Source organism: Pseudomonas sp. MF4836 (genome assembly GCF_002018875.1).
Taxonomy (GTDB): domain Bacteria; phylum Pseudomonadota; class Gammaproteobacteria; order Pseudomonadales; family Pseudomonadaceae; genus Aquipseudomonas.
In genome coordinates, this window is record NZ_MVOL01000019.1 from 28,884 (window position 1) to 50,584 (window position 21,701).

A 21,701-nucleotide genomic window follows, 5' to 3' on the forward strand; every position below is an offset into this window, starting at 1 on the left:
GCGTAAGACGCTGGTCAGTTGGCAACGGACCAGCGGTTTTTTTCATGTATGATACGCGCCCCATTTCGTTGCCCGACTGTCCGAGAACACCCCATGCAGCTTTCTTCGCTCACTGCGGTTTCCCCTGTTGACGGCCGCTACGCCGGCAAAACCCAGGCCCTGCGCCCTATTTTCAGCGAGTACGGCCTGATCCGTGCCCGCGTCCTGGTTGAAGTGCGCTGGCTCCAGCGCCTGGCCGCTCACCCCGCAATCGGCGAAGTGCCGGCGTTCTCTGCCGAAGCCAACGCCGTATTGAATGCCCTGGCCGAAAACTTCGCCCTGGAGCACGCCGAGCGCGTCAAGGAAATCGAGCGCACCACCAACCACGACGTCAAAGCCATTGAGTACCTGCTCAAGGAACAGGCCGCCAAGCTGCCTGAACTGGCCAATGTCAGCGAATTCATCCACTTTGCCTGCACCAGCGAGGACATCAACAACCTGTCCCACGCCCTGATGCTGCGCGAAGGCCGTGATGAAGTGATGCTGCCACTGATGCGCCAGACTGCCGACGCCATCCGCGAGCTGGCCATCCGCTTCGCCGACGTGCCGATGCTGTCGCGCACCCACGGCCAACCGGCTTCGCCGACCACCCTGGGCAAAGAACTGGCGAACGTGGTGTACCGCCTTGAGCGCCAAATCGCCCAGGTCGCTGCCGTTCCGCTGCTGGGCAAGATCAACGGCGCCGTAGGCAACTACAACGCACACTTGTCGGCCTACCCGGAAATCGACTGGGAAGAGAACGCCCGCGCCTTTATCGAAGACGAGCTGGGCCTGGGCTTCAACCCCTACACCACCCAGATTGAGCCGCACGACTATATTGCCGAGCTGTTCGATGCCATTGCCCGCTTCAACACCATCCTGATCGACTTCGATCGCGATATCTGGGGCTACATCTCCCTGGGCTACTTCAAGCAGCGCACCATCGCTGGCGAAATCGGCTCGTCGACCATGCCGCACAAGGTCAACCCGATCGACTTCGAAAACTCCGAAGGCAACCTGGGCATCGCCAACGCGCTGTTCCAGCACCTGGCGAGCAAGCTGCCGATTTCCCGCTGGCAGCGTGACCTGACCGACTCCACCGTACTGCGCAACCTCGGCGTCGGCTTTGCCCACAGCGTGATCGCTTATGAAGCCAGCCTCAAAGGCATCAGCAAGCTGGAGCTCAACGCACAGAAAATCGCTGCCGACCTGGACGCCTGCTGGGAAGTCCTGGCCGAGCCGATCCAGACCGTGATGCGTCGCTACAACATCGAAAACCCCTACGAAAAACTGAAAGAGTTGACGCGCGGCAAGGGCATCAGCCCTGAAGCGCTGCAAACTTTCATCGATGCCCTCGACATGCCTGCTGCCGCCAAGGCCGAGCTGAAAAAGCTGACCCCGGCGAACTACATCGGTAACGCTGTAGAGCAAGCCAAGCGCATCTGATCGACCGCTATACCCGTTTGAGACGCCCGGCAGCGCCGGGCGTTTTTATTCCCGTCTGAAAAGTGCTTTTTTTCAATAGGTTACACATGAATCCTGACATTCCTCTTCAACTGCTGGGCGGCATTACCGCACGTGAATTCCTGCGCGACTACTGGCAGAAAAAACCACTGCTGATCCGTCAGGCTATTCCTGATTTCGAAAGCCCTATCGACGCCGACGAGCTGGCCGGCCTGGCCCTGGAAGAGGAAGTTGAATCGCGCCTGGTGCTCGAGCATGGCGAGCATCCCTGGGAATTGCGCCGCGGCCCGTTCGCCGAAGACGCGTTCAGCAAACTGCCGGAGCGCGACTGGACCCTGCTGGTACAGGCTGTTGACCAGTTCGTTCCGGAAGTGGCCGAGCTACTGGAGAACTTCCGGTTTCTCCCAAGCTGGCGCATCGATGACGTGATGATGAGCTTCGCCGCACCCGGTGGCAGCGTGGGTCCGCACTTCGACAACTACGACGTGTTCCTGCTGCAAGGCCATGGCCAGCGCAACTGGAAAATCGGCCAGATGTGCGACTCCGAGAGCCCACTGCTGAAACACGCCGACCTGCGTATCCTGGCCGACTTCGAAGAGACCGCCGAATGGGTCCTGGAACCCGGCGACATGCTCTACCTGCCGCCGCGCCTGGCGCACTGGGGCGTTGCGGTGGACGACTGCCTGACCTACTCGGTAGGCTTTCGCGCGCCAAGTGCTGCCGAAGTCCTGACCCACTTCACCGACTTCCTCAGCCAGTTCCTGCCTGATGAAGAGCGCTACACCGACGCCGACGCGACCCCGGTCAGCGACCCGCACCAGATCCAGCACGATGCACTCGATCGCCTCAAAGGCTTGCTCGCCGAGCACATGAGCGACGAACGCCTGCTGCTGACCTGGTTCGGCCAGTTCATGACCGAGCCGCGCTACCCGGAATTGGTAGTGGGCCCGGAACTCGAAGAAGAAGACCTGCTGGGCAGCCTGGAGCAAGGCGCCGTCCTGATCCGTAACCCGAGTGCGCGCCTGGCCTGGTCGGAAGTGGATGAAGACCTGCTGCTGTTCGCCAGCGGCCAAAGCCGACTGCTTCCGGGTAAACTGCGCGAGCTGCTGAAAATGGTTTGCGCCGCGGATGCGCTGCACGTCGACAACCTTGGCCCGTGGCTGGCCGATGACGATGGCCGCAACCTGCTGTGCGAACTGGTCAAGCAAGGGAGCCTGGGGTTTGCCGATGAATAAGATTCGCGTACGTGTCGCTGACTGGCAAAAGGATAACGCCGAGATCCGGCGCATTCGTGAAGCCGTGTTTATTGCTGAACAGTCCGTACCACCTGAACTGGAGTGGGACGCGGATGACGACAGTGCGGTGCATTTCCTGGCCTTTGAAGGTGACTTTCCGATCGGCACGGCGCGCCTGCTGCCGGACGGCCATATTGGCCGGGTATCAGTCCTCAAGGACTGGCGCGGCCTGAAAGTCGGCGACGCGCTGATGCAAGCGGTGATCGGCGAAGCCGAAAAACGTGGCCTGAAGCAGCAGATGCTGAGCGCCCAGGTCCAGGCCACGCGGTTTTATGAGCGCCTGGGGTTCAGCATTGTCAGCGAGGAGTTCCTCGAGGCGGGCATCCCCCACGTCGACATGGTGCGCGGCGCCTGACCCAAAGGCCTCAATAGCGACAACAAGACGCCCCGACATCCGGATATTCAGCACGCTAAGCTGGACCCAGGACGCCGGGGCGTTTTGCCATCTGCGATTCAACTTGCCCCACCCCGGGCCGACAAACTGTCAAACTCAAGGCTTTACGCACCACCCATCTGCGGAGATAACGGATATGTCCCTACGCACCCTGCTCACGACGCTGCTGCTGACCTTCAGTTTCTCGGTCATGGCTGCCACCGAGATCGTGCCCCTGAACCACCGCACCAGCGCAGATTTGCTGCCAGTGGCGCAGAACTTCCTGGGCAAGGACGGCAAGGTCAGTGCCTATGGCAACCAACTGATCGTCAATGCCGAACCCGGCAAGATCGAAGAACTTCGCGCCTTTATCGCCCAGCTCGATACCGCCGCCAAGCGCCTGCTCATCACCGTCGACACCAACGAAAACAATATTCAGGACAACCAGGGCTATTCGGTGAATGGCGCCCCGCAGGCGCGCATCATTAACCGCAGCACCGAGAGCCGCGACGGCGGCATCCAGCAGATCCAGGCCAGCGAAGGCATACCGGCATTGATCCAGGTCGGGCAAAGCGTGCCGCTGACCACCACCCAGCCCGATGCCTATGGCCGTCCGCAGAACCAGACCCAGTACCGCAACGTCACCCAGGGTTTCTACGTCACCGCCAGTGTGACCGGCGACACCGTGCACCTGAGCATCAGCACCAACCGTGACCGCATGAGCCAGGAACGTCCCGATGTAGTGAACGTGCAAAGCACCGACACAACCGTCAGCGGGCGCCTCGGCGAGTGGATCACCCTGGCCGGCGTCAATCGCCAGACACAAGCCGACAAACAGGGCCTGGGCCGCAGCTACTCGACTCAAGGTCGGGATGACATGACCTTGCGAGTCAAGGTCGACTCCTTGGACTAAAGCACCAAAAACTGACTGATTAGTCGTATTAGACCAAAGATGTAGTGCCATAAAAAAAGCACTACAAAACATTTGACGAGCCAAAAAACCGAAGGCATGATGGCCTCGCTCCCGCTAATCAGGGGCCCTGGCAAGGGCCTTCGGATCGCCGCTCTAACCTACCCACCTGAGCCGATTCGTGTCTGTACCGCCCACAAGGCGTGTTTGACGAGATTGCGACTGGAACGAAGTTGTCCCGAGGGACGGAAGCGTAATTAGGTAGAACGGCAACACACTGCTGGAACGCATAAAGGCCCACGATGCCCGGACGCGCCCGACAGCTGGCCCTCACCTGCTCACTTTCCCCTCGAGCCCATCGTTCACCCGTCGCAATCCCCGCCAAACCCGACTTGACCACCTAAGCTTCTGGTCAGCGAGCAGCCATCTACGCATCCTTCAACCCTGCGTAACTGGCGGAGCGAGAATTTTCCACCCCAGACCTATGCGACGAGGTTTATCTCCATGGCACTGACACGCGAACAGCAAATTGCAGCCCTTGAAAAAGACTGGGCTGAAAACCCGCGCTGGAAAGGCGTGACACGCGCTTACTCCGCTGCTGACGTCGTCCGTCTGCGCGGTTCGGTTCAACCTGAGCACACCCTGGCACGCATGGGCGCCGAGAAGCTCTGGAACCTGGTGACCCAAGGTGCCAAGCCGTCCTTCCGCCCTGAGAAAGATTTCGTCAACTGCATGGGCGCCCTGACCGGCGGCCAGGCTGTACAACAAGTCAAAGCCGGCATCCAGGCCATCTACCTGTCGGGCTGGCAAGTCGCTGCAGACAACAACTCTGCAGAATCGATGTACCCCGACCAGTCGCTGTACCCGGTGGATTCGGTTCCAACCGTGGTCAAGCGCATCAACAACTCGTTCCGTCGCGCCGACCAGATCCAGTGGAAAGCCGGCAAGAACCCGGGCGACGAAGGCTACATCGACTACTTCGCTCCAATCGTGGCTGACGCCGAAGCCGGTTTCGGCGGCGTACTGAACGCTTACGAACTGATGAAGAGCATGATCGAGGCAGGCGCCGCCGGCGTTCACTTCGAAGACCAGCTGGCATCGGTAAAAAAATGCGGCCACATGGGTGGCAAGGTACTGGTTCCCACCCAGGAAGCCGTGCAGAAACTGACCGCAGCTCGTCTGGCTGCTGACGTTGCCGGAACTCCGACCATCATCCTGGCACGTACCGACGCTAACGCTGCTGACCTGCTGACTTCCGACTGCGACCCGTACGACCAGCCATTCGTGACTGGCGAACGTACCCAGGAAGGCTTCTATAAAGTACGCGCCGGCCTCGACCAGGCTATCGCTCGCGGCCTGGCTTACGCTCCGTATGCCGACCTGATCTGGTGCGAAACCGCCAAGCCAGACCTGGACGAGGCCCGTCGCTTCGCCGAAGCGATCAAAAAGGAATACCCGGACCAACTGCTGTCGTACAACTGCTCGCCTTCCTTCAACTGGAAGAAAAACCTGGACGACGCGACCATCGCCAAGTTCCAGCGCGAACTGTCCGCCATGGGCTACAAGCACCAGTTCATCACCCTGGCCGGCATTCACAACATGTGGCACAGCATGTTCAACCTGGCGCACGACTACGCCCGCAACGACATGACTGCCTACGTGAAACTGCAAGAGCAGGAATTTGCCGACGCCGCCAAGGGCTACACCTTCGTGGCTCACCAGCAGGAGGTGGGCACCGGCTACTTCGACGACATGACCACCGTGATCCAGGGCGGCACCTCGTCGGTTACCGCACTGACCGGTTCGACCGAAGAAGAGCAGTTCCACTGATAGCGCTTCAAGCCTGAATCGGCCATTGCAGACCCGCTACACACCTAACTGCAATGCCGCACCTCTGACGCCCCGACTGGTTCGGGGCGTTTTTTTGCCCCGGCTTTCGCTGGCGACCAAGCCGAGACTCGCCAGCATCAGGCGCTCGCCGCCCCCATCCACCGCACGATCAGCTCAATCCGGCAAAACATTGATCCAGAGCGGTGTCCAGGCAAGTAAAAAAAGGTAAAAGGTCGGCGTTCGCTACTTGTAGTAACGCGCATATAAAAAACAACTTTCCCGCCAGCCACCCGTACAACAGTTTAAAAACCACCCCAAACAATATTGATTATCATTTAGCCCATATAATATTCGTTACAGCTACCGCAAAACATAATTAACCAAATGCCCGCTAATGCCCGCATCGCCTGGCTTACGGGGCTTGCGAGGTGACCTATGTCCTTATTCCAATAAACAATTTCGCTATAGAGATTTTACTTGCCCGTTGTTTAGCCATAAAATCACCGCGATTGATTGCGCTGCGACATATCGTCACTGCTTTATTTCTTTATCAAGCTCAGAGACCTTTGCTCTCTGTTAAGGATTACCAGCATGCCCGAAGCGACAGGACTCATGGCCCACAACTGGGGCTTTGCCATTTTCCTTCTGGGTGTCGTCGGCCTTTGTGCCTTCATGCTCGGCGTCTCCAGCCTCCTCGGGTCAAAAGCCTGGGGCCGCAGCAAAAACGAACCGTTCGAGTCCGGCATGCTACCTACCGGTGGCGCCCGCTTGCGGCTCTCAGCCAAATTCTATCTGGTCGCGATGCTGTTCGTGATCTTCGATATCGAAGCCCTTTTTCTCTTTGCCTGGTCTGTGTCCGTCCGCGAAAGCGGCTGGACCGGATTCGTCGAAGCTCTCGTTTTCATAGCAATTCTGTTGGCAGGTCTTGTCTACCTATTTCGAGTGGGCGCCCTTGATTGGGCTCCGGAAGCTCGTCGTAAGCGGCAGGCGAAGCTAAAACAATGAGGCTTTGGCGATGCAATACAATCTCACCAGGATCGACCCCGATGCTCCTAACGAGCAGTATCCGATCGGCGAACGGGAAACCGTTTCCGATCCGTTAGAAGATCAAGTCCACAAAAACATCTACATGGGCAAGCTGGAAGACGTGCTGAACGGCGCGGTCAACTGGGGACGTAAGAACTCCCTGTGGCCGTACAACTTCGGCCTTTCCTGCTGCTATGTGGAAATGACCACCGCCTTCACGGCGCCCCACGACATCGCGCGCTTTGGCGCCGAGGTTATCCGGGCATCGCCGCGTCAGGCGGATTTCATGGTTATTGCCGGAACCTGCTTCATCAAGATGGCGCCGATCATTCAGCGTCTCTACGAGCAAATGCTCGAGCCGAAGTGGGTTATCTCCATGGGTTCGTGCGCCAACTCCGGTGGCATGTACGACATCTACTCCGTGGTTCAGGGGGTGGATAAATTCCTGCCCGTGGACGTCTACGTGCCTGGCTGCCCGCCTCGCCCCGAAGCTTTCCTGCAAGGCCTGATGCTGCTGCAGGAATCGATCGGCAAGGAGCGTCGCCCACTTTCCTGGGTCGTCGGCGATCAAGGCGTATACCGCGCCGAGATGCCTTCGCAAAAGGAACAGCGCCGCGAACAGCGTATTCAGGTCACCAACCTGCGCAGCCCAGACGAAGTCTGATCCAGCTCTGTTCTTACAAAGAAACGAGAAACTGGCTTCATTCTTTACGTTGACCCAAAGCGATAAAAAACCATGACTACAGGCAGTGCTCTGTACATCCCGCCTTATAAGGCAGACGACCAGGATGTGGTCGTCGAACTCAATAACCGTTTTGGCCCTGAGGCGTTCACCGCCCAGGCCACCCGCACCGGCATGCCGGTGCTGTGGGTTACCCGCGCCAAACTTGTCGAAGTCCTGACCTTCCTGCGCAACCTGCCCAAGCCGTACGTCATGCTCTATGACCTGCACGGCGTGGACGAGCGTCTGCGCACCAAGCGCCAGGGCTTGCCGGGCGCCGACTTCAGCGTCTTCTATCACCTGCTGTCGATCGAACGTAACAGCGACGTGATGATCAAGGTCGCCCTGTCCGAAAGCGACCTCAGCCTGCCGACCGTGACCGGTATCTGGCCCAACGCCAACTGGTACGAGCGCGAAGTCTGGGACATGTTCGGCATCGACTTCCCGGGCCACCCTCACCTGTCGCGCATCATGATGCCGCCGACCTGGGAAGGTCACCCGCTGCGCAAGGACTTCCCGGCGCGCGCCACCGAATTCGACCCGTTCAGCCTGACCCTGGCCAAGCAGCAACTGGAAGAAGAGGCCGCACGCTTCAAGCCGGAAGACTGGGGCATGAAACGCTCCGGGGCCAACGAGGACTACATGTTCCTCAACCTGGGTCCGAACCACCCTTCGGCTCACGGTGCGTTCCGCATCATCCTGCAGCTGGACGGTGAAGAGATCGTCGACTGCGTACCGGACATCGGCTACCACCACCGTGGTGCCGAGAAGATGGCCGAGCGTCAGTCCTGGCACAGCTTCATTCCCTACACCGACCGTATCGACTACCTCGGCGGGGTGATGAACAACCTGCCGTACGTGCTCTCGGTCGAGAAACTGGCCGGCATCAAGGTGCCGGAGAAGGTCGACGTCATCCGCATCATGATGGCCGAGTTCTTCCGTATTACCAGCCACCTGCTGTTCCTGGGGACCTATATCCAGGACGTCGGCGCCATGACCCCGGTGTTCTTCACCTTCACCGACCGCCAGAAGGCGTACACGGTGATCGAAGCCATTACCGGTTTCCGCCTGCACCCGGCCTGGTACCGCATCGGTGGCGTCGCCCACGACCTGCCGCGCGGCTGGGACAAGCTGGTCAAGGACTTTGTCGAATGGCTGCCCAAGCGCCTCGACGAGTACACCAAGGCCGCCTTGCAGAACAGCATCCTCAAGGGTCGTACCATCGGCGTTGCCGCCTACAACACCAAAGAGGCCCTGGAATGGGGCGTCACCGGTGCCGGGCTGCGTTCCACCGGGTGCGACTTCGACCTGCGTAAAGCGCGTCCATACTCCGGCTACGAGAACTTCGAGTTCGAAGTGCCGCTGGCCGCCAACGGCGATGCCTATGACCGCTGCATGGTCCGCGTCGAAGAAATGCGCCAGAGCATCAAGATCATCGACCAGTGCATGCGCAACATGCCGGAAGGCCCGTACAAGGCGGATCACCCGCTGACCACGCCGCCGCCCAAAGAGCGCACGCTGCAGCACATCGAGACCTTGATCACGCACTTCCTGCAAGTTTCGTGGGGCCCGGTGATGCCGGCCAACGAATCCTTCCAGATGATCGAAGCGACCAAGGGCATCAACAGTTATTACCTGACGAGCGATGGCGGCACCATGAGCTACCGCACCCGGATTCGTACCCCAAGCTTCCCGCACCTGCAGCAGATCCCTTCGGTGATCAAAGGCAGCATGGTCGCGGACTTGATCGCGTACCTGGGTAGTATCGACTTCGTTATGGCCGACGTGGACCGCTAAGCATGAACAGCACGCTTATCCAGACAGACCGTTTCGCCCTGAGCGAAACCGAGCGCTCGGCCATCGAGCACGAGCTGCATCACTACGAAGACCCGCGCGCGGCGTCTATCGAAGCCCTGAAGATCGTCCAGAAGGAACGTGGCTGGGTGCCCGATGGCGCCCTGTACGCCATCGGCGAGATCCTCGGCATCCCGGCCAGCGACGTTGAAGGCGTGGCGACGTTCTACAGCCAGATCTTCCGCCAGCCGGTCGGCCGTCACATCATCCGCGTCTGCGACAGCATGGTCTGCTACATCGGCGGCCATGAGTCAGTGGTCAGCGAGATCCAGAGCAAGCTCGGTATCGGCCTCGGCCAGACCACCGCCGACGGCCGCTTCACGCTGCTGCCGGTGTGCTGCCTGGGCAACTGCGACAAGGCGCCGGCGTTGATGATCGACGACGACACTTTCGGTGACGTACAGCCTGCTGGCGTCGCCAAACTGTTGGAGGGCTACGTATGACCCTGACATCCTTCGGCCCTGCCAACCGCATCCAGCGCAGCGCAGAAACCCACCCCCTGACCTGGCGTCTGCGTGACGACGGCGAGCCGGTCTGGCTCGACGAATACCAGGCCAAGAACGGTTATGCCGCGGCGCGCAAAGCATTTGCCGACATGTCCCAGGACGATATCGTCCAGACCGTGAAAGACGCAGGCCTCAAGGGCCGCGGCGGTGCAGGCTTCCCCACGGGCGTGAAGTGGGGGCTGATGCCCAAGGACGAATCCATCAACATCCGCTACCTGCTGTGCAACGCGGATGAAATGGAACCCAACACCTGGAAAGACCGCATGCTGATGGAGCAACAGCCCCATCTGCTGATCGAAGGCATGCTGATCAGTGCCCGCGCACTGAAAACCTACCGTGGCTACATCTTCCTGCGTGGCGAATACACCACCGCCGCCAAGCACCTCAACCGTGCCGTGGAAGAAGCCAAGGCCGCAGGCCTGCTGGGCAAGAACATCCTGGGCAGCGGCTTCGATTTCGAGCTGTTCGTCCACACCGGTGCCGGGCGTTACATCTGCGGTGAAGAAACCGCACTGATCAACTCCCTCGAAGGCCGCCGCGCCAACCCGCGCTCCAAGCCGCCCTTCCCTGCCGCCGTAGGCGTGTGGGGCAAGCCGACGTGCGTGAACAACGTCGAGACCCTGTGCAACGTGCCGGCGATCATCGGCGACGGCGTGGACTGGTACAAATCCCTGGCCCGCGAAGGCAGTGAAGACCACGGCACCAAGCTGATGGGCTTCTCCGGCAAAGTGAAGAACCCCGGCCTGTGGGAGCTGCCATTCGGCGTGACCGCGCGCGAGTTGTTCGAAGACTACGCCGGCGGCATGCGCGACGGCTTCAAGCTCAAGTGCTGGCAGCCAGGCGGCGCCGGTACCGGCTTCCTGCTGCCTGAACACCTGGACGCACAAATGTACGCCGGCGGCATCGCCAAAGTCGGCACCCGTATGGGTACCGGCCTGGCCATGGCGGTGGACGACAGCGTCAACATGGTGTCCCTGCTGCGCAACATGGAGCAGTTCTTCGCCCGCGAATCCTGTGGCTTCTGCACCCCTTGCCGCGATGGCCTGCCATGGAGCGTCAAGCTGCTGATGGCCCTCGAGAAAGGTGAAGGGCAAGCCGGCGATATCGAGACCCTACTGGGTCTGGTCGGCTTCCTCGGCCCAGGCAAGACCTTCTGTGCTCACGCACCGGGTGCCGTGGAGCCGTTGGGCAGTGCCATCAAATACTTCCGTCCAGAGTTCGAAGCCGGCATCGCGCCTAGCAGCGCCGCCGTCCCGCCTCTGGCCCGACCGATCGTAGTCGGCGCGTAACGCTTAAAAAGGCGAAGGGTCCGTACTCTTCGCCTTCTCATGTGCTGACGCCTTGAAGGCTGTGTTGATGCACATGAATAACAAGATTCCATTAGCCACGCCCGCTGACAACGGGCCAACGAAGAACTTTGAACCATGGCCACTATCCACGTAGACGGCAAAGCGCTCGAAGTCGATGGGGCGGACAACCTGTTACAGGCGTGTCTGTCACTAGGCCTCGACATCCCTTATTTCTGCTGGCACCCCGCTCTTGGTAGCGTCGGTGCCTGTCGCCAGTGTGCGGTCAAGCAGTACACCGACGAGAACGACACCCGTGGTCGTATCGTCATGTCCTGCATGACGCCAGCCACCGACAACACCTGGATCTCCATCGAAGATGAAGAATCCAAGGCGTTCCGCGCCAGCGTTGTCGAATGGCTGATGACCAACCACCCGCACGACTGCCCTGTGTGCGAAGAGGGCGGTCACTGCCACCTGCAAGACATGACCGTAATGACGGGCCACAACGAACGTCGTTACCGCTTCACCAAGCGCACCCACCAGAACCAGCAACTGGGCCCGTTCATTTCCCACGAAATGAACCGCTGCATCGCCTGCTACCGCTGCGTGCGCTTCTACAAAGACTACGCCGGCGGCACCGACCTGGGCGTATTCGGCGCCCACGACAACGTGTACTTCGGTCGCGTTGAAGACGGCGTGCTGGAAAGCGAGTTCTCCGGCAACCTCACCGAGGTCTGCCCGACCGGTGTGTTCACCGACAAGACTCACTCCGAGCGCTACAACCGCAAGTGGGACATGCAGTTCTCGCCGAGCATCTGCCATGGCTGCTCCAGCGGTTGCAACATCTCCCCGGGCGAGCGTTACGGCGAACTGCGGCGCATCGAGAACCGTTTCAACGGTTCGGTGAACCAGTACTTCCTCTGCGACCGTGGCCGTTTCGGCTATGGCTACGTCAACCGCGAAGACCGCCCACGCCAGCCATTGCTGGCCGGTGGCGCCAAGCTGACCCTCGACGAAGCCCTGGATAAAGCCGCCGACCTGCTGCGCGGCCGCAACATCGTCGGTATCGGTTCGCCACGCGCCAGCCTCGAAAGCAACTACGCGCTGCGTGAACTGGTAGGCGCCGAGCACTTCTACTCCGGTATCGAAGCTTCCGAGCTGGAGCGCATCCGCCTGGTCCTGCAAGTGCTGAACGACAGCCCGCTGCCAGTGCCGAACATGCGCGACATCGAAGACCATGACGCGATCTTCGTCCTCGGCGAAGACCTGACCCAGACCGCTGCCCGCATGGCCCTGGCCCTGCGCCAGTCGGTCAAGGGCAAGGCCGAAGACATGGCCGACGCCATGCGCGTCCAGCCTTGGCTCGACGCCGCGGTGAAAAACATCGGCCAGCACGCGCTGAACCCGCTGTTTATCGCCAGCCTGGCTGAAACCAAGCTCGACGATATCGCCGAAGAGTGCGTGCACGCTGCACCGGACGACCTGGCCCGCATCGGTTTCGCCGTGGCCCACGCCCTGGACGCCAGCGCCCCTGCCGTCGACGGCCTGGACAGCGAAGCCCTGGAACTGGCCAAGCGCATTGCCGACGCCCTGCTCGCGGCCAAGCGCCCGTTGATCATCGCCGGCACCTCCCTGGGTTCCAAGGCACTGATCGAAGCCGCCGCCAACATCGCCAAGGCCCTGAAGCTGCGCGAGAAAAACGGCTCCATCAGCCTGATCGTGCCGGAAGCCAACAGCCTCGGCCTGGCCATGCTCGGCGGCGAGTCGGTGGACGCCGCCCTGCAAGCGGTGATCGACGGCAATGCCGACGCCATCGTGGTCCTGGAAAACGACCTGTACACCCGCACCGATTCGGCCAAGGTCGATGCCGCCCTGAATGCCGCGAAAGTGGTGATCGTCGCCGATCACCAGAAGACCGCCACCAGCGACCGCGCGCACCTGGTCCTGCCAGCGGCCAGCTTCGCCGAAGGCGACGGCACCCTGATCAGCCAGGAAGGCCGCGCCCAGCGTTTCTTCCAGGTGTTCGATCCGAAGTACATGGACGCCAGCATCCTGGTTCACGAAGGCTGGCGCTGGCTGCATGCCCTGCGCGCCACCCTGCTGAACCAGCCGATTGACTGGACCCAGCTCGACCACGTGACGGCTGCCGTCGCTTCCAGCGCACCGCAACTGGCCCGTATCGTCGACGCCGCGCCGTCCGCCGCGTTCCGCATCAAGGGCATGAAACTGGCCCGCGAACCGCTGCGCTACTCCGGTCGTACCGCCATGCGCGCCGATATCAGCGTGCACGAGCCACGTACTCCGCAAGACCCGGACACCGCGTTCGCCTTCTCCATGGAAGGTTACTCGGGTTCGGCTGAGCCTCGTCAGCAGGTGCCTTTCGCCTGGTCGCCGGGCTGGAACTCGCCACAGGCCTGGAACAAATTCCAGGACGAAGTCGGTGGTCACATTCGCGCGGGCGACCCGGGCACCCGCCTGATCGAAACCCAGGGCGACAAGCTGAACTGGTTCGCCAGCGCGCCACGGGCCTTTTCGCCGGCCCAGGGCACCTGGCAAGTGGTGCCGTTCTATCACCTGTTCGGCAGCGAAGAGAACTCTTCGAAAGCCGCCCCGGTGCAGGAGCGCATTCCCGCTGCCTACGTGGCCCTGGCCAAGTCCGAAGCGGACCGCCTGGGTGTCAACGACGGCGCCCTGCTCAGCCTGAACGTGGCGGGCCAGACCCTGCGCCTGCCGCTGCGCATCAACGAAGAACTGGGCGCTGGCCTGGTTGCCCTGCCGGCAGGTCTGGCGGGTATTCCACCGGCGATTTTCGGCAAAACCGTTGATGGTCTGCAGGAGGCAGCGCAATGACCTGGTTCACCCCTGAAGTGATCGACACCATCATCGCGGTGGTCAAGGCCATCGTGGTGCTGTTGGCCGTGGTGGTTGCCGGCGCCCTGCTCAGCTTCGTCGAACGTCGCCTGCTGGGCTGGTGGCAGGACCGTTACGGTCCGAACCGCGTCGGCCCATTCGGCATGTTTCAGATCGCTGCCGACATGCTGAAAATGTTCTTCAAGGAAGACTGGACTCCGCCGTTTGCCGACAAGGTGATTTTCACCCTGGCACCGGTTGTGGCCATGAGTGCCTTGCTGATCGCCTTCGCGATCATCCCGATCACCCCGACCTGGGGCGTCGCGGACCTGAACATCGGCCTGCTGTTCTTCTTCGCCATGGCCGGTCTTTCGGTCTACGCGGTGCTATTCGCCGGCTGGTCGAGCAACAACAAGTTCGCCCTGCTGGGTTCCCTGCGGGCTTCGGCCCAGACCGTGTCCTATGAAGTGTTCATGGGCCTGGCGCTGATGGGCATCGTGGTCCAGGTCGGCTCGTTCAACATGCGAGACATCGTCGAGTACCAGGCGCAGAACCTGTGGTTCATCATTCCGCAGTTCTTCGGCTTCTGTACCTTCTTCATCGCTGGCGTGGCCGTGACTCACCGTCACCCCTTCGACCAGCCGGAAGCGGAGCAGGAACTGGCCGACGGTTACCACATTGAATACGCCGGCATGAAATGGGGCATGTTCTTCGTTGGCGAGTACATCGGCATCATCCTGATCTCGGCACTGCTGGTGACCCTGTTCTTCGGTGGCTGGCACGGTCCGTTCGGTATCCTGCCGCAACTGGCCTTCGTCTGGTTCGCCTTGAAGACCGCGTTCTTCATCATGCTGTTCATCCTGCTGCGCGCCTCTATCCCGCGTCCGCGTTATGACCAGGTGATGGACTTCAGCTGGAAATTCTGCCTGCCGCTGACCCTGATCAATTTGCTGGTGACCGCTGCGGTTGTGTTGTTGAACACGCCAGCGGGCGCGGTTCAGTGAGGATTTGACCCATGTTCAAATATATTGGCGACATCGTTAAGGGTACTGGTACCCAGTTGCGCAGCCTGGTGATGGTTTTCGGCCATGGCTTCCGCAAACGCGACACCCTGCAGTACCCGGAAGAAGCCGTGTACCTGCCACCGCGCTACCGCGGCCGCATCGTCCTGACCCGTGATCCCGACGGCGAAGAGCGCTGCGTAGCCTGCAACCTGTGCGCCGTGGCGTGCCCGGTGGGTTGCATCTCGCTGCAGAAAGCTGAAACCGAAGACGGTCGCTGGTACCCGGACTTCTTCCGCATCAACTTCTCGCGCTGCATTTTCTGCGGCCTCTGCGAGGAAGCCTGCCCGACCACCGCGATCCAGCTCACGCCGGATTTCGAAATGGCCGAGTTCAAACGTCAGGACCTGGTTTACGAGAAAGAAGATCTGCTGATCTCCGGCCCCGGAAAAAACCCTGATTACAACTTCTATCGTGTTGCAGGTATGGCCATTGCCGGTAAGCCAAAAGGCTCCGCGCAAAACGAAGCCGAGCCGATCAACGTGAAGAGCTTGCTGCCTTAAGGAAGAAAGATGGAATTCGCTTTCTATTTCGCGTCAGGTGTTGCCGTTGTGTCCACATTGCGTGTGATCACCAACACTAACCCTGTGCACGCCCTGCTCTACCTGATCATTTCGCTGATCGCCGTGGCCATGACGTTCTTCAGTCTCGGTGCGCCGTTTGCCGGCGTACTGGAAGTGATCGCCTATGCCGGCGCCATCATGGTGCTGTTCGTGTTCGTGGTGATGATGTTGAACCTGGGCCCGGCCTCGGTTCAGCAAGAGCGCATCTGGCTCAAGCCCGGCATCTGGATCGGACCGGTGATTCTCAGCGCCCTGCTGCTGGCTGAACTGCTGTATGTGCTGTTCAGCCATCAGAGCGGCGCCAGCATCGGTCACACCGCCGTGGACGCCAAGGCCGTAGGCATCAGCCTGTTCGGTCCTTACCTGCTGGTGGTCGAACTCGCCTCGATGCTGCTGCTTGCTGCAGCGGTCACGGCATTCCACCTGGGCCGCAACGAGGCGAAGGAGTAACTCATGCCTACTATCTCTATGGGTTCTATCCCGCTGGAACATGGCCTGGCAGTCGCCGGGATCCTGTTCTGCCTGGGCCTGGTCGGCCTGATGGTGCGCCGTAACATTCTCTTCGTGTTGATGAGCCTGGAAATCATGATGAACGCCGCTGCCCTGGCGTTCATCGTGGCCGGTGCCCGTTGGGCGCAGCCGGATGGACAGATCATGTTCATCCTGGTGATCAGCCTTGCAGCCGCCGAGGCCAGTATTGGCCTGGCAATCCTGCTGCAGCTGTACCGCCGCTTCCATACGCTCGATATCGACGCTGCCAGTGAGATGCGCGGATGAACCTTATCTTTCTGACTTTCGTATTCCCCCTGATCGGTTTCCTGCTGCTGTCGTTCTCCCGTGGACGCTTCTCGGAAAACCTCGCCGCCCTGATCGGCGTCGGCTCCATTGGCCTCTCGGCCATCGTGGCGGCCTATGTGATCTGGCAATTCAACGTCGCTCCGCCCGAGGCTGGCCACTACACCCTGGTGCTGTGGCAGTGGATGGCGGTGGAAAACTTCACCCCTAACTTCGCCCTGTACATCGACGGCCTGTCGATCACCATGCTGGGCGTTGTGGTCGGTGTTGGCTTTCTGATCCACCTGTTCGCGTCCTGGTACATGCGCGGCGAAGCCGGTTACTCGCGCTTCTTCGCCTACACCAACCTGTTTATCGCCAGCATGCTGTTCCTGGTCCTGGGCGATAACCTGTTGTTCCTGTACTTCGGCTGGGAAGGCGTGGGCCTGTGCTCCTACCTGTTGATCGGTTTCTACTACAGCAACCGCAACAACGGTAACGCGGCACTCAAGGCCTTTATCGTCACCCGTATCGGCGACGTGTTCATGGCCATCGGCCTGTTCATCCTGTTCCAACAGGTGGGCACGCTGAACATCCAGGAACTGCTGGTGCTGGCACCGCAGAAATTCCAGGCCGGCGACTTCTGGATCACCCTGGCGACCCTGATGCTGCTGGGCGGCGCTGTCGGTAAATCCGCGCAGCTGCCATTGCAGACCTGGCTGGCGGACGCGATGGCCGGCCCGACCCCGGTATCGGCACTGATCCACGCCGCGACCATGGTCACCGCAGGTGTCTACCTGATCGCCCGTACCCACGGCCTGTTCACCCTGGCGCCGGAGATCCTGCACCTGGTGGGCCTGGTCGGCGGCGTGACCCTGGTCCTGGCCGGCTTTGCCGCGCTGGTACAGACGGACATCAAGCGGATCCTCGCCTACTCGACCATGAGCCAGATCGGCTACATGTTCCTGGCCCTGGGCGTCGGCGCCTGGGACGGCGCGATCTTCCACTTGATGACCCACGCCTTCTTCAAGGCCCTGCTGTTCCTTGCTTCCGGTGCGGTGATCGTTGCCTGCCACCACGAGCAGAACATCTTCAAGATGGGCGGCCTGTGGAAGAAACTGCCGTTGGCCTACGCCAGCTTCATCGTCGGCGGCGCGGCCCTGGCGGCCCTGCCTCTGGTGACCGCGGGCTTCTACTCCAAGGACGAGATCCTCTGGGAAGCCTTCGCCAGCGGCAACCATGGCCTGCTGTACGCCGGTCTGGTCGGTGCGTTCATGACTTCGCTGTATACCTTCCGCCTGATCTTCATCGCGTTCCACGGTGAAGCGAAGACCGAAGCCCACGCCGGTCACGGCATCGCTCACTGGCTGCCACTGTCGGTGCTGATCGTATTGTCCACCGCCATTGGCGCGATGATCGTTCCGCCGCTGCACGGCGTGCTGCCACAGAGCGTTGGCCATGCCGGCGGCGAAGCCAAGCACAGCCTGGAAATCGCTTCGGGCGCCATCGCCCTGGCCGGTATCCTGCTGGCAGCCCTGTTGTTCCTTGGCAAGCGTCGCTTTGTGACCGCCATCGCCAACAGCGGCATCGGGCGTCTGCTCTCGGCCTGGTGGTTCGCCGCCTGGGGCTTCGACTGGATCTACGACAAACTGTTCGTCAAGCCGTATCTGGCCATCAGCCACGTACTGCGCAAAGACCCGCTCGACCAGACCATCGGTTTGATCCCGCGTATGGCCAAAGGCGGACACAACGCCCTGAGCCGTACCGAAACCGGTCAACTGCGTTGGTATGCCGCCTCGATGGCTGCTGGTGCCGTGCTGGTTATCGGCGCCATCGTGCTGGTAGCGGTCTGACATGAACCTTGCGAACTTGCGAAAGGAATTGAGCCCGTCATGATTCTGCCTTGGCTAATCCTGATCCCCTTCATCGGCGGCCTGCTGTGCTGGATGGGTGAGCGCTTCGGCGCCACCCTCCCCCGCTGGATTGCGCTGTTGACCATGACCCTGGAACTCGCTCTCGGCCTCTGGCTGTGGGCCCATGGTGACTATTCATTTGCACCGGCGCCGGGCGCCGATCCGACCTGGGCGCTTGAGTTCAAGCACATCTGGATCCAGCGCTTCGGCATCAGCGTGCACCTGGCGCTGGACGGCCTGTCGCTGCTGATGATCCTGCTGACCGGCCTGCTGGGTATCCTCTCGGTACTCTGCTCCTGGAAAGAGATTCAGCGTCACGTGGGTTTCTTCCACCTGAACCTGATGTGGATCCTGGGCGGCGTGGTCGGCGTGTTCCTCGCCCTCGACCTGTTCATGTTCTTCTTCTTCTGGGAAATGATGCTGGTGCCGATGTACTTCCTCATCGCGCTCTGGGGTCACAGTTCTTCGGACGGCAAAAAGACCCGTATTTATGCGGCGACCAAGTTCTTCATCTTCACCCAGGCCTCCGGCCTGATCATGTTGGTGGCGATCCTCGGTCTGGTCCTGGTCAACTTCAACAACACCGGCGTGATTACCTTCAACTACGCCGACCTGTTGAAAACCAAGATGTCGTTGACCACCGAGTACATCCTGATGCTCGGTTTCTTCATCGCTTTCGCGGTGAAGCTGCCGGTGGTGCCGTTCCACTCCTGGCTGCCTGATGCTCACGCCCAGGCGCCAACCGCCGGTTCCGTGGACCTGGCGGGCATCCTGCTGAAGACCGCTGCCTATGGTCTGCTGCGCTTTGCCCTGCCGCTGTTCCCGAACGCCTCGGCCGAGTTCGCTCCCATCGCCATGACCCTGGGTCTGATCGGGATTTTCTACGGTGCATTCCTGGCCTTCGCCCAGACCGACATCAAGCGTTTGATCGCCTTCTCCAGCGTTTCGCACATGGGCTTCGTGCTGATCGGGATCTACTCCGGCAGCCAGCTCGCCCTGCAAGGCGCAGTGATCCAGATGCTGGCCCACGGTGTTTCGGCAGCCGCGCTGTTTATCCTCAGCGGCCAGTTGTACGAGCGCACTCACACCCGCGACATGCGTGAAATGGGTGGCCTGTGGTCGAAGATCGCCTACCTGCCGGCCGTCAGCCTGTTCTTTGCCGCCGCTTCCCTGGGCTTGCCGGGCACTGGCAACTTCGTCGGCGAGTTCCTGATCCTGATCGGCACCTTTGTCGCCGCGCCATGGATCACGGCGATTGCCACCTCGGGCCTGGTGTTCGGTTCGGTCTACTCGCTGATCATGATCCACCGCGCCTACTTCGGCCCGTCCAAGTCGGACGCGGTCCTGCATGGCATGGATGCTCGCGAACTGATCATGGTGCTCGGCCTTGCGGTGTTGCTGATCTACATCGGCGTCTACCCGCAACCGTTCCTCGATACCTCTGCCGCCACGATGCATGGCGTGCAGCAATGGCTCGGTACCGCCTTCACTCAACTCGCTTCGGCACGGTAAGAGCGCTATGGAATTCACGATTCAACACTTTATCGCGCTAGCGCCGTTGTTGATCACCAGCGCCACGATCATCGTGGTGATGCTGGCGATCGCATGGCGCCGCAACCACTCGCAGACCTTCCTGATCTCCGTGGCCGGTCTGAACCTGGCCTTGCTGTCGATCCTCCCAGCCTTGAAAGTCGCGCCACTGGCCGTGACCCCACTGCTGCAGATCGACTCGTTCGCCTGCCTGTACATGGCGTTGATCCTGGTCACCACCCTGGCCTGTGTCACCCTCGCTCACGCCTACCTCGGCGATGGCGGTACCGGTTACCCGGGCAACCGTGAAGAGCTGTACCTGCTGATCCTGATGGCCGCCGCCGGTGGCCTGGTCCTGGTCAGCGCGCAGCACCTGGCTGGCTTGTTCATTGGCCTGGAACTGCTGTCGGTACCGGTCTACGGCCTGGTGGCCTATGCCTTCTTCAACAAGCGTTCCCTGGAAGCCGGCATCAAGTACATGGTGCTGTCGGCCGCCGGTTCCGCGTTCCTGCTGTTCGGCATGGCCATGCTCTACGCCGATGCCGGCAGCCTGAGCTTCGTCGGGATCGGCCAGGCCATCGCGGCCACCGGCCTGCCAAGTTCCCTGGCTCAGTTGGGCCTGGGCATGATGCTGATCGGCCTGGCGTTCAAACTGTCGCTGGTGCCGTTCCACCTCTGGACCCCGGACGTCTACGAAGGTGCTCCGGCACCGGTGGCGGCGTTCCTGGCCACCGCTTCCAAGGTGGCGGTGTTCGCAGTGATGGTGCGTCTGTTCCAGATCTCGCCAGCGGCCAGCAGCGGCGTGCTGAGCACCGTGCTCAGCGTGATCGCCGTGGCGTCGATCCTGTTCGGTAACCTGCTGGCACTGACCCAGAGCAACCTCAAGCGTCTGCTGGGTTACTCGTCCATCGCCCACTTCGGTTACCTGCTGATCGCCCTGGTGGCGAGCAAGGGCCTGGCCCTGGAAGCCATCGGCGTGTACCTGGTCACCTACGTCATCACCAGCCTCGGTGCATTCGGCGTGATCACCCTGATGTCCTCGCCTTACAAAGGCCGCGACGCAGACGCCCTGTACGAATACCGCGGCCTGTTCTGGCGCCGTCCGTACCTGACCGCCGTACTGACCGTGATGATGCTGTCCCTGGCCGGTATCCCGCTCACCGCAGGCTTTATCGGCAAGTTCTACATCATTGCCACCGGTGTCGAGTCGCACCAGTGGTGGCTGGTGGGTTCCCTGGTACTGGGCAGCGCCATCGGCGTCTTCTACTACCTGCGCGTGATGGTCACCCTGTACCTGATCGAGCCGAACCTGCGTCGCCACGATGCGCAATTGCACTGGGAGCAAAAGGCAGGCGGCGTGATGCTGCTGGCCATCGCCCTCCTGGCGTTCTTCCTCGGCGTCTACCCGCAACCGCTGCTGACCCTGGTCCAGCAGGCAGGCCTCGCGGGCTGATCGCTCAAGGGCGAACTGCAGTACAACAGAACGGCGCCTTCGGGCGCCATTCTGCATTGAGACCCTGCCCTTCTTACCCGGCATTTACAGAAAAGCCCTTCAACCTTTGCCAACCTGCCTGACAGCCCATATCAGGCCCAGGCAGTAAGGTTGAGCCACAGGCTAATAAACCGAGTGGGGGTGGTTGATGAAACGGCAAAGATTCTCCGAGCGGCTGGAAGGCCTCGACGCCCCGGCTGATGAACATCAAGGCGGCAAAGGCCAGCCCGGC

18 protein-coding genes are annotated in these 21,701 nt (G+C 61.0%); all 18 read left to right on the forward strand.

Features of this window, described 5'->3' with window-relative positions; translation table 11 throughout:
- Positions 1-93: 93 nt before the first annotated feature.
- The 18 genes from purB to nuoN all read left to right on the forward strand — a co-directional run bounded on the left by purB (position 94) and on the right by nuoN (position 21,430).
- Positions 94-1,464 (forward strand): adenylosuccinate lyase, encoded by a 1,371-nt coding sequence (gene purB, locus MF4836_RS31220; RefSeq protein WP_078473586.1) that lies wholly within the window; start codon positions 94-96, stop codon positions 1,462-1,464.
- An 86-nt stretch (positions 1,465-1,550) separates the two neighbouring features.
- Positions 1,551-2,717, forward strand: coding sequence for a ribosomal protein uL16 3-hydroxylase (locus tag MF4836_RS31225; RefSeq protein ID WP_078473587.1), 1,167 nt, complete (start codon positions 1,551-1,553; stop codon positions 2,715-2,717).
- A complete protein-coding gene (locus MF4836_RS31230) occupies positions 2,710-3,132 on the forward strand; it encodes a GNAT family N-acetyltransferase (protein WP_078473588.1) in 423 nt (140 codons plus the stop codon). The genes MF4836_RS31225 and MF4836_RS31230 overlap by 8 nt, the downstream gene beginning before the upstream one ends.
- A gap of 175 nt (positions 3,133-3,307) precedes the next feature.
- Positions 3,308-4,063 (forward strand): secretin N-terminal domain-containing protein, encoded by a 756-nt coding sequence (locus MF4836_RS31235; protein WP_078473589.1) that lies wholly within the window; start codon positions 3,308-3,310, stop codon positions 4,061-4,063.
- 501 nt (positions 4,064-4,564) lie between these two features.
- Entirely contained in the window at positions 4,565-5,890 is a 1,326-nt protein-coding gene (gene aceA, locus MF4836_RS31240; protein ID WP_020296744.1) for an isocitrate lyase, read from the forward strand.
- Positions 5,891-6,481: 591 nt separating this feature from the next.
- The gene (locus tag MF4836_RS31245; RefSeq protein WP_003223812.1) at positions 6,482-6,895 is read left to right on the forward strand and encodes an NADH-quinone oxidoreductase subunit A; all 414 of its coding nucleotides are present in this window, start codon (positions 6,482-6,484) and stop codon (positions 6,893-6,895) included.
- Between the two features lie 10 nt (positions 6,896-6,905).
- Positions 6,906-7,580, forward strand: coding sequence for a NuoB/complex I 20 kDa subunit family protein (locus tag MF4836_RS31250; RefSeq protein ID WP_020296745.1), 675 nt, complete (start codon positions 6,906-6,908; stop codon positions 7,578-7,580).
- Between the two features lie 72 nt (positions 7,581-7,652).
- Positions 7,653-9,434 (forward strand): NADH-quinone oxidoreductase subunit C/D, encoded by a 1,782-nt coding sequence (gene nuoC / locus MF4836_RS31255; RefSeq protein ID WP_020296746.1) that lies wholly within the window; start codon positions 7,653-7,655, stop codon positions 9,432-9,434.
- A gap of 2 nt (positions 9,435-9,436) precedes the next feature.
- Positions 9,437-9,934 (forward strand): NADH-quinone oxidoreductase subunit NuoE, encoded by a 498-nt coding sequence (gene nuoE, locus MF4836_RS31260; protein WP_007970445.1) that lies wholly within the window; start codon positions 9,437-9,439, stop codon positions 9,932-9,934.
- Positions 9,931-11,286, forward strand: a complete 1,356-nt coding sequence (gene nuoF, locus MF4836_RS31265) for an NADH-quinone oxidoreductase subunit NuoF (RefSeq protein ID WP_078473590.1) — start codon at positions 9,931-9,933, stop codon at positions 11,284-11,286. Before nuoE ends, nuoF begins: the two co-directional genes overlap by 4 nt.
- A 135-nt stretch (positions 11,287-11,421) precedes the next feature.
- Positions 11,422-14,136 (forward strand): NADH-quinone oxidoreductase subunit NuoG, encoded by a 2,715-nt coding sequence (nuoG, locus tag MF4836_RS31270; RefSeq protein ID WP_078473591.1) that lies wholly within the window; start codon positions 11,422-11,424, stop codon positions 14,134-14,136.
- Positions 14,133-15,140 carry an NADH-quinone oxidoreductase subunit NuoH gene (nuoH, locus tag MF4836_RS31275; RefSeq protein WP_020296749.1) on the forward strand — a complete coding sequence of 336 codons (1,008 nt, stop codon included), beginning with the start codon at positions 14,133-14,135 and terminating at the stop codon, positions 15,138-15,140. Before nuoG ends, nuoH begins: the two co-directional genes overlap by 4 nt.
- Before the next feature lie 11 nt (positions 15,141-15,151).
- Positions 15,152-15,700 carry an NADH-quinone oxidoreductase subunit NuoI gene (gene nuoI, locus MF4836_RS31280; RefSeq protein ID WP_007920177.1) on the forward strand — a complete coding sequence of 183 codons (549 nt, stop codon included), beginning with the start codon at positions 15,152-15,154 and terminating at the stop codon, positions 15,698-15,700.
- A gap of 9 nt (positions 15,701-15,709) precedes the next feature.
- Positions 15,710-16,210, forward strand: a complete 501-nt coding sequence (gene nuoJ / locus MF4836_RS31285) for an NADH-quinone oxidoreductase subunit J (protein ID WP_020296750.1) — start codon at positions 15,710-15,712, stop codon at positions 16,208-16,210.
- Positions 16,211-16,228: 18 nt separating this feature from the next.
- The gene (gene nuoK, locus MF4836_RS31290) at positions 16,229-16,537 is read left to right on the forward strand and encodes an NADH-quinone oxidoreductase subunit NuoK (RefSeq protein WP_020296751.1); all 309 of its coding nucleotides are present in this window, start codon (positions 16,229-16,231) and stop codon (positions 16,535-16,537) included.
- The gene (gene nuoL, locus MF4836_RS31295; protein WP_078473592.1) at positions 16,534-18,387 is read left to right on the forward strand and encodes an NADH-quinone oxidoreductase subunit L; all 1,854 of its coding nucleotides are present in this window, start codon (positions 16,534-16,536) and stop codon (positions 18,385-18,387) included. The genes nuoK and nuoL overlap by 4 nt, the downstream gene beginning before the upstream one ends.
- Positions 18,388-18,426: 39 nt before the next feature.
- Complete coding sequence (gene nuoM, locus MF4836_RS31300) at positions 18,427-19,959, forward strand: NADH-quinone oxidoreductase subunit M (RefSeq protein WP_078473593.1); 1,533 nt, start codon at positions 18,427-18,429, stop codon at positions 19,957-19,959.
- 7 nt (positions 19,960-19,966) lie between these two features.
- Positions 19,967-21,430 (forward strand): NADH-quinone oxidoreductase subunit NuoN, encoded by a 1,464-nt coding sequence (gene nuoN / locus MF4836_RS31305; protein ID WP_078473594.1) that lies wholly within the window; start codon positions 19,967-19,969, stop codon positions 21,428-21,430.
- Positions 21,431-21,701 lie beyond the last annotated feature (271 nt).